The following is a 15609-nucleotide window of genomic DNA, read 5'->3' as shown; positions in this document are numbered from 1 at the left end:
TATCCGGCGGTGTCCGCCCCGGCTCAAGCACGCAGGCTCAATTTTTAGCCGCCCCGAGGAATTGCCACTCGTAGGCGAAGCGCAGCTCCCGATATTGCCTGCTGAGCTCGCTCGGGAACGGGTCGAAGGGCGAGGCCAGTCGCAGGATGGACAGCGCCGCCTGGTCGATCTCCTTGCTGCCGCTGGAGCGGCGGATGATGGCGTCGCCCAGGGTGCCGTCGGCCAGCAGCGAGACCTCCAGCACGGGATTGCCGGTGCGAGCGTTGCGGGCGTTCTGCGGGAAATTGAGCGTGCCGAGCCGCTCGATCTTGGTCCGCCAGGCATTCAGATAGGGCGCCAGCTTGGACTCGCGGGTGTTCGGCACGATCTCCGTCGCGCCATCCAGGCGCTTGCCCCGCAACACCAGCGTCGTGTCAGTCGCGCTGGTTGCGATCGGTCGGGGCGCGGTCGGCGACAGGGCCACCGGGATCTCGGCCTGTTGCGACGGGCTCCTGTCGCCGCTGCGATATTCGACTTCGCTGCGATCGCTGCGGCTGCTGATGATTTCGGTGGAGCGCTGGCCAGCCACCGCTTCCTGGTAGCGATCGCTGTTGCCCTCGGGCACGCCCGCCTGCTCGGCCATCACCGCCGTGGACGCAGGGTTGGCCGGCCGCACTCGATCTTCGGTCGTACCGCTGCCTTGCTGGCTGCGTTGAGCCAGGTATTGAGCGTTGGGATTGTCGGCCGCGCGGGTGTCGTTACTCGTGAGCAACAGCACTTCGAGCGTGGGCGTCGGGGTGCTGGAGCGAGGGACCGCGAAGGTGATGCCGAGGATCACGATGCCGTGAAACAGCGCCGCCAGGAACAAGGTCGTGGTCAAGCGATCGTTGACCGGCGCGGCCCCTTCCTGCAGCTCGCTGGCAAGCGAATCCTGTGGCGTCACCGAAGCAGCATTCATGACAGTCGTTTCTCTATCGCGTCCATCAGCAGCCCGGCGATCCGGGTGCCGAACTGTTTATCCAATTCCCGCACGCCGGTGGGGCTGGTGACGTTTATTTCGGTCACATAACCGCCGATCACGTCCAGTCCCACGAACAGCATCCCGCGTCGCCGCAGCTCGGGACCGATCTGCCCGACCAGCCAGCGATCGCGTTCGTTCAGCTCGCGGCCCACGCCCTTGGCGCCGGCGGCGAGATTGCCGCGATTGTCGGTGGCCGAGGGAATGCGCGCCAGTGCATAGGGTGCAGGCTCGCCATCGATCACCAGGATGCGCGAGTCGCCGCTGTCGACGATTTCGGGCAGATATTTCTGCACGATGGCGAAGCGCGTGCCGTACTCGGTCATGGTCTCGAAAATCACATTGGCGTTCTTGTCCTGCTGCTCGAGCACGAAGATCGAACGCCCGCCCATCCCATACAGCGGCTTGCAAACGATGCGCCGATGTTCCTTCAGGAACGCGTGCATGTCGGCCATGTCGCGCGTGATCAGCGTCGGCGCACAGCACTGGGGGAACCAGGCCGTGTACACCTTCTCGTTCATGTCCCTGAGACCCTGCGGCCGGTTCACCACCAGCACGCCGGCCTCCTCGGCGCGCTCCAGGATGTACGTCGTGTAGATGTACTCCATGTCGAACGGCGGATCCTTGCGCATCAGGATGACGTCGAATTCGGACAAACCCTGCTCTCGGGATTCGCCCAACTGGTACCAGTCCTCGAGGTCGTTCTTGACCGTCAGCGGGGCGAGGCGGGCCAGCGGCACGCCATCACGCAGCCACAGGTCGCGCTGCTCGGCGTACCAGAGCTCCCAGCCGCGCTCCTGTGCCGCCAGCAACATCGCCAGCGTGGTGTCCTTGGCCGGTTTGATCTCGGAGATGGGATCCATGACCACGACGACGCGGACCGATTTGGACACAGTGCTGGGGCTGCTTGAGGACATGGGCATTTCACCTGGAAAGTCGAGCGTACACATCACAGCGAATTCGCGGCGCGAGCTCTCTGTGACGGGCTTCATAGTATAGGAAGGCGGGCGATGGCGGCCCTATAACCAATATGTTAAAAGTTCCGGCGGTTGTGCCCAGCCATTCCAACGGCGCACCCAAAGTTGATCGTAAGGCTTGAGGAAACAGTGCGATGGAGAATCTAGCAACGAGCCAGTCCGCCCGGCTGTCGGGCCTGAAAGTGCTGGTGATCGACGACAGCAAGACCATCCGCCGTACTGCCGAGACACTGTTGTCGAAGGAAGGTTGCGAGGTGTTCACGGCGGTCGACGGCTTCGATGCGCTGTCCAAGATCGCCGATCACCAGCCCGACATCGTGTTCGTGGACATCATGATGCCGCGGCTGGACGGTTATCAGACCTGCTCGCTGATCAAGCACAACAAGGTATTCCGCTCCATTCCGGTGATCATGTTGTCGAGCAAGGACGGTTTGTTCGATCGCGCGCGCGGCCGCATCGTCGGCTCCGAGCACTATCTGACCAAGCCATTCACCAAGGATGAGCTGTTGAACGCGATCGAAACCCATGTGGGTGGGGCTGCAAGGTAGTGGCATGCGTACGGCACTGGCAACCCGAACGGAGCAAGGCAGGGCGGAGCAAGGTATGGCGCTGATCCTCATCGTCGACGATTCGCCGACGGAAGTGCATGTGATGCAGAAGGCGCTGGAGCGCCACGGCTATCAGACCGCGTCGGCCGGCGATGGCGCCGAGGCGATTCGCAAAGCCAAGGAAATGAAACCCGATCTGATCTTCATGGACGTGGTGATGCCGGGCGTGAACGGCTTCCAGGCGACCCGCAAGCTCGCCTCCGATCCGGACACCAAGGCCATCCCGGTGATCATGGTCACCTCCAAGGATCAGGAAACCGATCGCATCTGGGGCATGCGCCAGGGCGCCAAGGACTATCTGGTGAAGCCGGTATCCATGGAAAAGCTGATCGAAAAAGCTCAGGCCGCGCTGGCCGGCTGAGGCGGAAACGACGCTGCTCATGACCAGTGCGACCCTCAAGTCTCTGCGCGACAAGCCGTTTGATCTCCTGAAGGAGCTCGAACGACTGGCGCGCGTCGCGTTGACCGGGCAGGGCCGCGACGCCGCCGCCGAGCGCGAGTGGGTCGGCGTGGCCTTCCGGTTGAGCTCGGAAAGTTTTCTGGCCGCGCGCGAAGAAACTCGCGAGGTGCTGAGTTATCCGTCGGTTGTGACGCGCGTTCCGGGCGCGAAACCTTGGATCCGCGGCATCGCAAATGTGCGAGGTCAGTTGTTGCCGGTGGTCGACCTGCGGGCGTATCTAGGCGGCGGCATGACCAACACCAATCGCAGCACGCGCGTGCTGGTGGCGAATCATCGCGAAGTGCCGGCTGGACTGCTGGTGGATGAAGTGCTGGGTTTCCGCCGCTTCGCCGATGGCGAATTCTCCGCCACGCCGCCGCCGACCATCGTGCGCTGTGATCGTTACCTGGCGGGCGCGTTCCGTCGCGGCACGGAGAGCTGGCCGGTGTTCAGTCTGCGCTCGCTGCTGGAGAGCGCCGAGTTTCTGCAAGCCGCGGCCTCTTGAGCCGCGCATCGATCGAGCCGATTCAAGAGCGCTGATTCATTGGCCTGGGCAACTTTTTGGCGATAGCAGACGAGTTGGAAGACGGTCGTGCCAAACAACTACACCACCAGCACCTCAGCGCAGGACGCGCGTTCGAGCGTCAAGGAAGGGCAGGGTCATGGCTGAAACGAAAATGATTGGCGTGCGCTTTCTGCCGGTCCTGATGGGCCTGGCATTGGCGTGCGTGGTCGCGGCGCTGGGCTTGTTGGCGTTCGCAGGCATCGATGCCGGCGGCGACGACAAGAGCGTGCGCGAGATGAACGAACTGCTGGCGCTGTCGCAGAAGCTGCCGTTGCAGGCCAACGCCGCTTTGAGCGGCACGCCTGGCGCGTTCAACGCGCTGTCCGCCTCGCGCACGCGCTACTCGACCCTGGCTGCTTCGGCCGGCCCGGACGTGCAGGGCTTCGCCGGCTCCACCGATCTGTTGAAGCATAGCCAGGCGATTCTGAACGCTCAGGAAGCCATCGAAGGCGTGCAGAAATCCGCCGTCGAAGTGCGCGCCCTGGTGCCGCAGTTGTTACAGAGCCTCGGCAACGTCGCGAGCGCGCTCGGCGCGCCCGGCATCGAAGGCATGACTCGTCATCTGGAACGTTTCGAGCTCACTGGCCTGCGTTTGCAACAGGATGTGGAAGCGCTCGCCGGCGGTGTCGGCGATGCGACCGTGATCGCGCGTCGCCTCGCGGACGGCAACGACTACATGGGCCAGGTCATCGGCGGCCTGGGCGGCGAAGATTCGGGCCTCGGCCTGCCCAAGGTCACCGGTCCGGAAGCTGAAGGTCGCTTCCGGAGCACCAGCAGTTTGTATGCTCAGCTGAGCGAAAAGGTTCGCACGGCCATCAGCTCGGCGGATCGCGTCAAATCGGCGCGCGAAGCGGCCGCGGCGCTCGCCGTCAGCGGCGACAAGATCTATGGAGCGTTCTCCACTCGCGTCGGCGTGCCCAGCGCGGGCGCCGCTGGTGTGGTCAACAGCAAGGCGTTGCCGATCGCGTTGCTGGCGGTCGGCCTGATCTCGCTGATCGTGCTCACCACCCTGTATGGCATGAGCGGCAACATCCGCAAACAGCTGGAAGTGCAGGCGAGCAAGAACGAGCGCAACCAGGAGGCCATTCTGCGCCTGCTGGACGAACTGTCGAGCCTGGCCGACGGCGACCTGACGGTGCAGGCGACGGTGACCGAAGACATCACTGGCGCGATCGCGGACTCGATCAACTACGCCATCGAAGCGCTGCGCGAGCTGGTTGCCACCATCAACGAATCCGCCGTGTCGCTCGACTCCGCGGCCAAGCTGACGCAGGGCTCGGTAAGCCAGCTGGCGAAAGCGTCCGTGGCGCAATCAAAGCAAGTGGCGCTGGCTTCGGAGTCAGTGGCTGCCATGGCCGCCTCCACCGAAGAAGTGTCCGGCAACGCCGAACGTTCGGCGGACGTCGCGCGTCACTCGGTCGATGTCGCTCACAAGGGCGGCGACGCCGTGCGCCGTACCATCGACGGCATGAACACGATTCGCGAGACCATTCAGGAAACCTCCAAGCGCATCAAGCGCCTCGGCGAGAGCTCGCAGGAAATCGGCAACATCGTCGAGCTGATCAACGACATCGCCGAGCAGACCAACATCCTGGCGTTGAACGCGTCCATTCAGGCCTCCATGGCCGGCGAAGCGGGCCGCGGTTTCGCGGTCGTCGCGGACGAAGTGCAGCGTCTGGCCGAGCGCGCCGCCACCGCCACCAAGCAGATCGAAGTGCTGGTGCGCACGATTCAGGCCGACACCAACGAAGCGGTGGTGTCGATGGAACGCAGCACCACCGACGTGGTGGGCGGAGCCTTGCTGGCCGAAAACGCCGGCGCCGCGCTGGAAGAAATCGAGCAGGTGTCGAATCAGATCGCCAGCCTGGTGCAAAACATTTCCGCCAGCGCCCGTCAGCAGTCCTCGGCGGCGCAGAACATTGCACGCAACATGGGCGTGCTCAGAGAGATCAGCTCGCAGACTGCGGAGAACTCCGCGGCTACGTCCAGCTCGGTTGGCAAGCTCGCCGAGCTGTCATCGCAGCTGCGTAAATCCGTCGCGGGCTTCCGTCTGCCGGACGCTGTGTCCGGCGGGACTGCCGTCCTGACCGATCCGGCCCGCAAAGCGCCGCCGGTTGCGCCACCGCCGTCGCTGACCGCGACCGGCAGTGGCACGGCCGCGAATCGCACCGCTGCGCCGAAGAAGGTCAGCGGCCTCAATGCATAACGGTTAAGCAACGCTCAGAACCATGGCTGAGGTTTCATCGCAGACTCTGCACATCGTTGCGCGCGAGCTCGCCAGCGAACTGAACGAAGCCCGCGCTTCGTTGGAAGCATTCGGCGAGCAGCAGGACAATCTCGCGCTGCTGCGTAAGTGCAATGAACATCTGCACGCGGTGCACGGCGCTCTGCGCGTGGCCGAAGTGTATGGCGCAGCGTTGCTGGCCGAGGAAATGGGTCAGGTCGCGAACTACCTGATCTCGAACTTCAACGAGAAACGTCACCTGGCCGAAGGCCTCGACGCGCTGATGCGCGCGATGGTTCAGTTGCCGACCTATCTCGAACGCGTGATGAGCGGCGGGCGCGATATGGCGCTCGTGCTGCTGCCGTTGTTGAACGACCTGCGCGCCGTGCGCGGTCATGCGTTGTTGTCCGAAGGCACGCTGCTGCTGCTGAATCTCAGCTCGGATCAGCAGGCCAACCCGGCGGCCGCCGCTGCCGAAGGCGCGCTCACCGTCGCGCAATGGGCTCGCAAGTTGCGGACTCGTTTCCAGCTCGGCCTGTTGGGCTGGATCAAGGGCGAGCGCATCGATCAGAACCTCGAAATCCTGTCGCGCACCGCCGAGAAGCTCGAACACGTCGCCACCACGCAGGCGGTGTTCCAGCTGTGGTGGGTGGTCGGATCGATTCTCGAAGCCCTGCGTGAGGGCGGGCTGGAAGGCAGCGCCTCCGTGAAACGTTTGCTCGGTCAGGCTGACCGGGAAATGAAACGTTTGTACGAGTCGGGCGAAGCTCGCTACGCCGATTCTCCGCCGCTCGAGCTGCTGAACAATCTGCTTTATTACGTGGCGCGTGCTCGCACCAACGGTCCGCGTGTCGCGGCCGTTCGTGCCTCGTTCCGTTTGTCCGAGCTGCTGCCGGTCGACGAAGGCGTCGAGCAGGCTCGCGAAAGCCTGTCGGCACCTTCGGTCAAGCTGATGAAGACCGTGGCGGCCGCCATCAAGGAAGATCTGAGTCGCGTCAAAGACGCGCTGGATATCTTTGTGCGCCAGGGCGGCACGCAGGTCGACGAGCTCGCTCCGCAGCTGGAACTGTTGAAAAAAATCGCCGATACGCTCGGCGTGCTCGGCCTCGGCGACTTGCGCGACAAAGTGCAGGCCGAGACGACGGATTTGCAAGCCATCGTCGCGCAGAAGTCCTCTGCCGGCGAAGGGACGTTGCTGCGCATGGCGGCGACACTCATCAAGGTCGAAGACAGCCTCGACGAGCAGCTGGTCGGCATGATCGTACCGACGCCGTCGGAAGCGGGCGCTGCGCCGGCCAAACCGGCTGGCCCGGACGACATCGAGTTCCGTCTGGTGACGGAAGCGGTGCTGCGCGAATGTATCGTCAACATGGCGCGCATCAAGGAAGCGATCGCGCACTCGTTGGACAAGCCGCGCGAAGGCCAGGCCGTCGATCAGATTCCGCAGCTCATGCGCGGCATCACGGCCGGTCTGCTGATGCTGGGCAAGACTCGCGTCGTCGAGATCATGGAAGGCATCGACAAGGCGCTGCAGAACTTCGTACGCAGCGACGGCATGACGCTGCCGCAGGAAGCCGTGGATCGGCTCGCCGACGCCATTGTCGCGGTCGAGTACTACATGGAAACAATCCAGGCCGGCCGCGCCGATCCCTGGTACATGCTCGACAACGCCGAAAGTTGTTTGCAGTTCCTCGCCGAAGCTCAGCCCATTCCGCGAGTGGAAGCGTACGGTCCGACTGCGGACCATGCGCGCACCGTGGTCATCGAGCCGCATGCGCCGACGGTTGCGCTCGGCACCGAACACGAGCCGACTGCGGTGCTCGATCCTGTCACTCAGGAAGTGCGTCGTCCGACCAAGCCGGCCGCCGCGCCACCGCCGCCTCCGCCGGCGCCGATGCCGCCCGCGCTCACCAAGCCGGTGGATCGCGAAGTCGATCCGGAATTCGTCGAGCTGTTCATCGAAGAAGCCAAGGACGAGATCGCCAAGCTCAACCAGTTCTTCCCGCTGTGGGATTCGAACCCGCAGGACCAGGACGCGCTGGTCAACGTGCGGCGTTCGTTCCATACGTTGAAGGGCAGCGGTCGCATGGTGGGCGCGCAGCTCATCGGCGACTTCGCGTGGTCCATCGAGAACATGTTGAACCGCGTCATCAACAAGACGCTGGATCGCACGCCGGACATGATGGGTGTGATGCGCTCGGCCGTCGCCGCCGTGCCGGAGCTCGTCGAGCAGCTCGAAACCGGACGCGCGCCGCAAGCCGATATCGCGAAGATCATCAACACGGCGAACAATCTTGCCGGTGTTCGTCCGAGCGCTGCTCCTGCTGCCGCGCCGGCTGCGCCTGCGCCGAAGCCTGCTCCGCGTGCTCCGGAGCCGCCGGTGCTCAAGGCGCCGGTCATGGAGGCGCCGACGCTTTCACCTTTGCCGGAAAAAAAAACAGCTTCGGAGGTAACAACCCCCGCGGCGGCATCGGCAGAATCCCCAATGGACCCGGGGCTGCACGAGATCTACGCCAAAGAAACCGCGGGGCACCTCGCGACGATTCGTAAGTTCATCGCGAGCTGCGGGCTTGCGACTGCGCCTTATGTCGTCACCGAAGATCTGCACCGTTCATGTCATACCCTGAGCGGCACCGCGAAAACCGCCGGTGCCCGTCAGGGCATCAAGATCGCCGAGCCGCTGAATCGTTACGTTCGCAAGCTCTACGACAATTCCATCGGGATGTCGGATGCGGGGCTGGCGGTGTTGACCGACGCGGTCGGCGCGATTCAGCAGGTCGTCGACAACATCAATGAGAACACCGGATTCTTCCTCGACCACGATGTGATCGTGCGGCGATTGGTCGAGCTCGAACAGGCCCTCGATGCGGATATTTCCCGCCTTGCCGAGATGGGCTCGCTGAACACCGCCGGCGGGTTCAATACCGACGCCACCGGCGAGATTCTCGCGGCGACGGCGTCCACGAGCATCAATGAGCGGTTGAATCTGCCGAGTGCAGCGACGGGTGAACATCTGTCTGTGCCGAGTTCGGCTTTTATCGACGAAGATGCTGCTGGCGTTGCTCCTACGCCTGCGACGCAGAGCGATGAAGCTTTGGTTGCAGCGGCCGCCTCCAGCGGCACTGACCTTGTGCCCGATGCCGACGCCATCGAGATCGAAGAGATCTCGTTGGCCGGCGCTGGCCTCGACGCCGCCGATCCCGAGACCTTCGAACTCCCGCCGGTCGACCCGAGCGTACTCGAAGCCGGCACCTTGGTTCTCTCCGCCCCGTTCGCTTCCGGCAGCCCGGACTCGCCGTCTCTCACCTCCGCCTCTGCAGAGAACGCCCTCGACAACGCTCTCTCCGATGCCGAGACTACGCTCGACAGCGCCGCTCTCGCGAGGGAGCAAAGCGCGCTCGACAGCGCCGCTCTCGCGAAGGAGCAAAGCGCGTTCGACAGCGCCGCTCTCGCGGGTGAGCAAAGCGCGCTGGATAGCGTCGCTCTCGACGGTGCCGCGCATGCCGGCGACCAGGTTGCACGCGATAGCGCCGCGATTTCCGGCGAGGAGATCACGCTTGATAGCGACGTGGTCTCAGGCAAAGACGTCGGACTCGATAGCCACGAGATCGCAGGCGAAGGCGTCGGACTCGATAGCCACGTGGTCGCGGGCAAAGACATCGGACTCGATACCCTCGTGATCGCAGGCAAAGACGGCGCACTCGACAGCGACGTGGTGGCAGGCAGAGACGGCGCACTCGACAGCGACGGCTTCGGAGAAGAAATCAAGCTCGACGCGCCTGAAGTAGGTATTGAGGAAATCGACCTCGGCGCGCCTGAGTTCGCGGTAGACGAAATCAATCTGGACGAGGCGACGCTCGCCGGCGACGACATCACTGGCGACGCGGGCGTCGAACAGCCGAGCGTCGACAGTGCGGTCGAGGAGATCAGCCTCGACGCAGCCACACTCGTCGGTGAGGACATCACACTCGATGCCGGCGACGCGAAGCAGTCACAGACTGACGACGCGGTCGCCGAGATCACACTCGACTCCGCGGCACTGGCAGGCGAGGAAGTCACACTCGACTCTGCGGTGGCGGGTGAAGAAATCTCGATCGAGAGTGCTGCTCTGACCGGAGAAGAGATCACGCTGGCGGCGAGCACCGGCGAAACGGAAGCGCTCGCAGAAGAGATCGTGCTTGGCGCAGTGGAACTGACGCCAGAGGAAGTCACGGCCGGCGAATCCGCGATGGAGGTGGTCGAGCTGGATTCCGACGCCAGCGCGATGGACACATTGCAATGGGCCTACGAGCACTTCCCAACGACGGATCGCTCCGCGAACAGCGACGGCGTCGGCGTCGGCGAAGTGCAAATCGAAGAGGCCGCGCTGAGCGCCGACACCGATCTCACTCAAGAATCCGCCGCCCTGGAAGAGCTCGCGAATCCACCCGAAGCACCAGGCATTCTGGTCGATGAAGTCGCCGCGTCCGAAGGCGATCGTTCACTGCTGCAGATGGACGAGCCGCTGCCAGAAGAGGCCAGCGACATCGTCGCCGCTGCACCCTGGGCAGGCGAACTGCCTGTGCTGGAACATGAGGCGACCATCGCCCGCGACGACGCCGAAACAATCCGCAGCCCGTTCCTGCGCCCCGCCGCGCAAGAAACATTGCAAGCCGAAGCATCGCCGGCCGCCGAGCCTGCGGTGAGCGCCGCTGCTCCGGTGACGCCAACGGCCGCTGCGGCAGTCGAAGAAGAAGAGTACGACGATAGCGACTTCGATCCAGACGTCGCAGCCATCTTCACGGAAGAAGCCACCGAGCTGTTGGAAACAGCCGACCAATCGCTGTCCTCCTGGATTCGCGATCGCGCCAACACCGCGCTGGTGTTCGAGCTGAAACGCGTCGTGCACACGCTCAAAGGCGGCGCACGCATGGCCGGCATCCGCGCCATGGGCGATCTCAGCCACGAATTGGAAACATTGATGGGCTTGGTCGAGACGGGCCAGGTGCCGGCCGAGCAGGAAGTGTTCGACACCCTGCAAACCAGCCTCGACGAACTGCATCGCATGCGCGATGTGGTCGCCGGCGGCGAGCGCTGCAAGCCGGCACGTGCGTTGATGAACCGCATTCGCGCGCTGAGCGGCCAGGAAGTGGAAGCTGCCCCAGTTGCGCCGCCAGCCGCGCCCACTCTGTCCGAAGCCGTGCCAACCGCGGCCGCCGCGATCACCCCGGCGACGCCGGTCGCGCCTGAAGTGGTGCCGCCAGCGGCGTTGACGCCGCAGATGTTCGATGCGCCGCCTGAAGAAATCGTCGAGATCGAGAGCTACTCGCCCGACGACAAGGACATTGGCTCGCAAACCGACATCGTTCCGACGCTGACAGAAATCGAAGCGTTGAACGAACAAGCCGCGGCTCAACGTGCGCAGGCCGAAGCAGCGTCGGCTGAAGCGGAACTCCCAGCGGTTTCGTCGCAAGACGCCTGGTCCGATAGCGAGCTGGCGACGTTCCAGGGCGACTCTTCCGACGCAACCGCGGAGTCCGCCGACGGTGGCTGGTCAGCTGACGCAGTTGAAGAAACGTCGGCGGACACTCAAGCCCCGTCAGAGGAAGGTGGCTGGGACGCGCCAGAAATCGAAGCCGTCTCCGACGTCGAAGTCGAGTTCGGCGCCGACGAACTGGGCGCAGTCGCGCCTCGCGAGGCAGTGCGAGTCGAAGAAACGCCTGCACCTGCGACCAACGCAGCTCACGCTGCTACCGGCGTGCACGCTGCGCTCGACGTCGCAGCCGTCGCACCAGAACTACCGCCGGACGCAGCCGACCAGCCACAGCAAGAAGAAGCCGCCGCTGAAGCTCAGGCGCCAGCACTGCCGGGTCGTGAGAAACCGACCCAGCAAGAGCCACGTGAATTCGCGCGCGTCGATGCCGATCTGCTCGACAACCTGCTCAACAACGCCGGGGAAGTCAGCATCTTCCGCTCGCGTATGGAGCAGCAGGTCAGCTCCATCGAATTCAACCTGGCGGAGCTGGGTCGCACCGTCACGCGCTTGAAGGAACAGCTGCGCAAGCTCGAGCTGGAAACCGAATCCCAGATCCTGCATCGGCACCAGGAGCAGTTCCCGGATCGCGCCGACTTCGATCCGCTCGAAATGGATCGTTACTCGACCATTCAGCAGCTCACGCGCGCGTTCGCCGAATCGGTGAGCGACGTGAGCTCGATCGAAGGCTTGCTCGAAAACCTCACTCGCGAAGCGCAGAACCTGCTGCTGCAACAGTCCCGCGTCGTGACAGAAATGCAGAACGGTCTGATGCGCACGCGCATGGTGCCGTTCCAGCGTCACGTGCAACGTCTCAGCCGTCTGGTGCGCCAGGTGGCGAACGATACCAACAAGCGCGTCGAGCTGGTGGTTCAGGGCGCCAACGGCGAGCTGGACCGTCAGGTGTTGGAGCGCATGTTGCCGCCGTTCGAGCACATGCTGCGTAACTCGGTCGTGCACGGCATCGAAATGCCGGACGAGCGCGTCGCGCGCGGCAAGCCGGCGCAAGGCACGATCAAAGTCGGCCTGCATCGAGAAGGCTCGGAGATGGTCATCGTGCTCGAAGACGATGGTCGCGGCATCGACGTGAACGCGGTGCGCGAACGTGCCAGGCAGCGTGGCCTGTTACAACCGGGCCGCGTGCTAACCGACGAAGAAGCCATGCAGCTGATTCTCGAGCCCGGCTTCAGCACGGCCAGCAACGTCACTCAACATGCCGGCCGCGGCGTCGGCATGGACGTGGTGGTCAACGAGATCAAGAAACTCGGCGGCGCGTTGTTCACGGCCTCCGAGCCTGGCAAGGGCGTGAAGTTCACGATCCGTCTGCCGTTCACGCTGGCCATCACGCAAGCGTTGATCGTGCGCACGGGCGATGAGTTGTACGCATTGCCGCTGCCGTCGGTCGAAGGCGTCGCGCGTATTTCCAAGTCGGAAGTCGAGAAGCATCTGGCCGAGGACGTGTCGACGTTCAACTACGGCGGCCAGATTTATAAATTGCAGCATCTCGGCGCGTTCGTGGGCGGTGGCCCCTCGGCGTTGCCGGAGCTGGACGTGTCGGTGCCGTTGATCCTGATTCGCGCGGGTGAGCATTCGACTGCGCTGGTCACGGACGAGCTGGTCGGCAGCCGCGAGATGGTCGTGAAATCGGTGGGCCCGCAGATCGCGACGATTCGCGGTATCGCAGGCGCGACGATTCTCGGCGACGGTCGCATCGTGATCATCTTGGACATGAACACGCTGGTGCGTACGGATTGGCGCGGCGGCAAAGCGCCGCTGGAAACGCAAGGTCCGAAGCAGGATATGAGGACGTTCGCGCTGGTGGTCGACGACTCGATCACCGTGCGCCGCGTGACGCAGCGTCTGCTGGAACGCAACGGCATGCGAGTGATGACGGCGAAGGACGGCGTCGATGCGCTGTCCATCCTGCAGGAACACATTCCCGATGTGATTTTGCTCGATATCGAAATGCCGCGTATGGACGGTTACGAGTTGGCGACGCAGGTGCGCGCCGATGCGCGTCTCACCGATATTCCGATCGTGATGATCACGTCTCGCGTTGGCGAGAAACATCGCGCCCGAGCGATCGAGATCGGCGTGAACGATTACCTCGGCAAGCCGTATCAGGAAAATCAGTTGCTGGATGCGATCGAGCCGCTGGTGCAGGCCGCGCGTAAGAGGAAAGTGTCGTGAGTGCCGCTGACGTACCCTCCCACGAGCTCTACAGCCTGTTGATCCCGCTCGCTCAGGAACGTTTGATCGTGCCGCGCGCGTGCGTGGCGGAAGTGGTGACGTGGCAGGCGCCGGAGAAGGTGGAAGGCGTTCCGCCGTGGTATCTCGGCACGATTTCCTGGAGTGGTCGCCCCGTGCCGGTCATCTCTTTCGAAGCGGCTTGCGGGCAGCCGGTGCCGGCACCGGGCACGCGTACACGTATCGTGGTGTTCGTGGCGCTCAGCAATCAAGTGACGGGTGGGTATTTCGGCGTCATCACGCAGGGATTTCCGCAGCTGGTGCGTGTGAATAACGACGTCGTCAAATCAGATCCGAGTCGGTCGTTTCCCGAGCGGGGTCCGATTCTCTGCCAGGTTCGGATGTTGAACGAGTCGCCGCTCATTCCGGACTTCGAGCATCTGGAGCAGATGATTTCGGAGGAGAGCAGGGCGGCTTGAGGCCTGAAGAGGCGCGGTGGCTGGCGCCGCTTCAGCCGGGCTGACCCGGATGGAAGAGGCGTGGTGGCTGGCGTCGGCGGGTGGGTCCCAGGTCCTTCCGGCACCGTGCTCCCCTCGGTGATGCGTTGTCGCTATTGCAGATCGCCCCACAGACCTTGAAGCACAGAGAGCGCAACTACAGCGGCTGTCTCGGTTCGGAGCACGCGAGGTCCCAGGCGCACCGGCATGAAGCCGGCTTTTTGGGCGGCATGCAGTTCATCGTCGTCCAATCCGCCTTCGGGGCCGATCAACAGCTCTGCCTTGCTGGGCATGCTCGACAGGCCGACCAGCGAGGCGGGGGCGGACGGGCTCAGGACCAGGCGAAAGCCGTCTTTGCGGACGGTGGCGAGATATTCACGCAGTGTCATCGGCGCCGAGATCGCAGGGACCTTGGCGCGGCCGCATTGTTCGCAGGCGCCGATCACGATGCCCCGCCAGTGCTCGCGTTTCTTGGCGGCTTGCTTCTCATCGAGGCGGACGACGCTGCGCGCGGTCAAAACTGGGGCAATGGCGGCCACACCGAGTTCGGTGGCTTTTTGCAACGTCCAGTCCATGCGTTCGCTGCGCGAGACGCCTTGGACCAGCGTGATTCGCAGTGGCGATTCGGCGGTGCCGGGAGTGGGGTCGCCCAGCATGACGGTCACTTTGTCGCCGGCCACGCGAGTGATTTCAGCGCCGAATTCATGGCCGCTGCCGTCGAATACACTGAGCGGCGCACCCTCCCGCATACGCAGAACGCGAGCCACGTGGTAGCCGCCGGCGGCGGGCAGGTCGATCTCGGTCCGACCGGTCAAAGGTCCATCGCAAAAAATTCGATTCAGTCTCATGCTCGCCTCGTTGCGAGTGGTGCGGTCCCAAGCTTGTCAGGATCTAGCAAACCCCGTGCCTAAGTGAACAATCCCATGCATTCGACAACGTTGCCGGAAGCACTGTCCCAGCATCTGCTCGCAGTGGCAGAGGGGATCGATACGCAAACGGGTTGGCTGCGCGCCGCGCGGCGAGTGCCATCGCCGAATTTCGATGCGCGGCCGGGCGGCATCTTGCCAGAACTCATCGTCGTGCACGGCATCAGCCTGCCGCCGGATGAGTTTGGCGGGCCGTGGATCGATCGTCTGTTCACCAACTCGCTGCCGCCCGAGCAGCATCCGTATTTCGAGAAGATCAAAGATCTGAAAGTCTCCACGCACTTGCTGATCCGTCGCGACGGCGAACTGGTGCAGTACGTGCCATTTCACGAGCGCGCCTGGCATGCCGGCGCCTCGAGCTATCAAGGGCGCGAGCGCTGTAACGATTTTTCGGTGGGCATCGAGCTGGAAGGCGCCGATGAGATTCCCTACGAGCCGGCGCAGTATCGAATGTTGAGCGCCGCCATTCTCGCGCTGTGCGAGGCCTATCCATCGTTGTCGCTGACGCGCATCGCCGGTCACAGCGATATCGCACCCGGTCGCAAGAGCGATCCGGGGCCGGCATTCGACTGGCAACGGCTGTATGCGTTGTTACGCGCGGGTGCGTGATTTCGGCGACACGATTTCGCCCATCGCGGCGCCTCGTGTAGCATCGCCGGCCGGCCGCTGAGGATTGC

10 protein-coding genes are annotated in these 15609 nt (G+C 63.9%); 7 read left to right on the top strand and 3 right to left on the bottom strand.

What is annotated here, in order from left to right:
• Positions 1–37 precede the first annotated feature (37 nt).
• Both JM946_RS22905 and gshB read right to left on the bottom strand, forming a co-directional pair.
• Complete coding sequence (locus tag JM946_RS22905) at positions 38–937, bottom strand: energy transducer TonB family protein (protein ID WP_203169698.1); 900 nt, start codon at positions 935–937, stop codon at positions 38–40.
• Complete coding sequence (gene gshB, locus JM946_RS22900; RefSeq protein ID WP_203169697.1) at positions 934–1914, bottom strand: glutathione synthase; 981 nt, start codon at positions 1912–1914, stop codon at positions 934–936. The genes JM946_RS22905 and gshB overlap by 4 nt, the downstream gene beginning before the upstream one ends.
• Positions 1915–2108: 194 nt before the next feature.
• Here gshB and JM946_RS22895 point away from each other — a divergent pair, with 194 nt between their 5' ends.
• The 6 genes from JM946_RS22895 (at position 2109) to JM946_RS22870 (ending at position 13988) form a co-directional block, all read left to right on the top strand.
• Positions 2109–2522 (top strand): response regulator, encoded by a 414-nt coding sequence (locus tag JM946_RS22895; protein WP_203169696.1) that lies wholly within the window; start codon positions 2109–2111, stop codon positions 2520–2522.
• A 55-nt stretch (positions 2523–2577) separates the two neighbouring features.
• Positions 2578–2943, top strand: coding sequence for a response regulator transcription factor (locus JM946_RS22890; RefSeq protein WP_129776618.1), 366 nt, complete (start codon positions 2578–2580; stop codon positions 2941–2943).
• Between the two features lie 19 nt (positions 2944–2962).
• Positions 2963–3526, top strand: coding sequence for a chemotaxis protein CheW (locus JM946_RS22885; RefSeq protein WP_203169695.1), 564 nt, complete (start codon positions 2963–2965; stop codon positions 3524–3526).
• A gap of 157 nt (positions 3527–3683) precedes the next feature.
• On the top strand, positions 3684–5792 hold the full coding sequence (locus JM946_RS22880) for a methyl-accepting chemotaxis protein (protein ID WP_203169694.1): 2109 nt from the start codon (positions 3684–3686) through the stop codon (positions 5790–5792).
• 22 nt (positions 5793–5814) lie between these two features.
• The gene (locus JM946_RS22875) at positions 5815–13512 is read left to right on the top strand and encodes a hybrid sensor histidine kinase/response regulator (RefSeq protein ID WP_203169693.1); all 7698 of its coding nucleotides are present in this window, start codon (positions 5815–5817) and stop codon (positions 13510–13512) included.
• On the top strand, positions 13509–13988 hold the full coding sequence (locus JM946_RS22870) for a chemotaxis protein CheW (RefSeq protein ID WP_203169692.1): 480 nt from the start codon (positions 13509–13511) through the stop codon (positions 13986–13988). The genes JM946_RS22875 and JM946_RS22870 overlap by 4 nt, the downstream gene beginning before the upstream one ends.
• Before the next feature lie 131 nt (positions 13989–14119).
• On the opposite strand, the gene JM946_RS22865 is transcribed toward JM946_RS22870, so the two are convergent.
• The gene (locus JM946_RS22865) at positions 14120–14854 is read right to left on the bottom strand and encodes a 16S rRNA (uracil(1498)-N(3))-methyltransferase (RefSeq protein ID WP_203169691.1); all 735 of its coding nucleotides are present in this window, start codon (positions 14852–14854) and stop codon (positions 14120–14122) included.
• Between the two features lie 75 nt (positions 14855–14929).
• Between JM946_RS22865 and ampD the strand changes: the two genes are divergently transcribed.
• Positions 14930–15541 (top strand): 1,6-anhydro-N-acetylmuramyl-L-alanine amidase AmpD, encoded by a 612-nt coding sequence (ampD, locus tag JM946_RS22860; protein WP_203169690.1) that lies wholly within the window; start codon positions 14930–14932, stop codon positions 15539–15541.
• Positions 15542–15609: the final 68 nt, after the last annotated feature.

This window comes from Steroidobacter gossypii, from assembly GCF_016801985.1.
Classification (GTDB): domain Bacteria; phylum Pseudomonadota; class Gammaproteobacteria; order Steroidobacterales; family Steroidobacteraceae; genus Steroidobacter; species Steroidobacter gossypii.
Note: the sequence above shows the minus strand (reverse complement) of the source record. Positions and strands in the feature narration are given on the sequence as shown.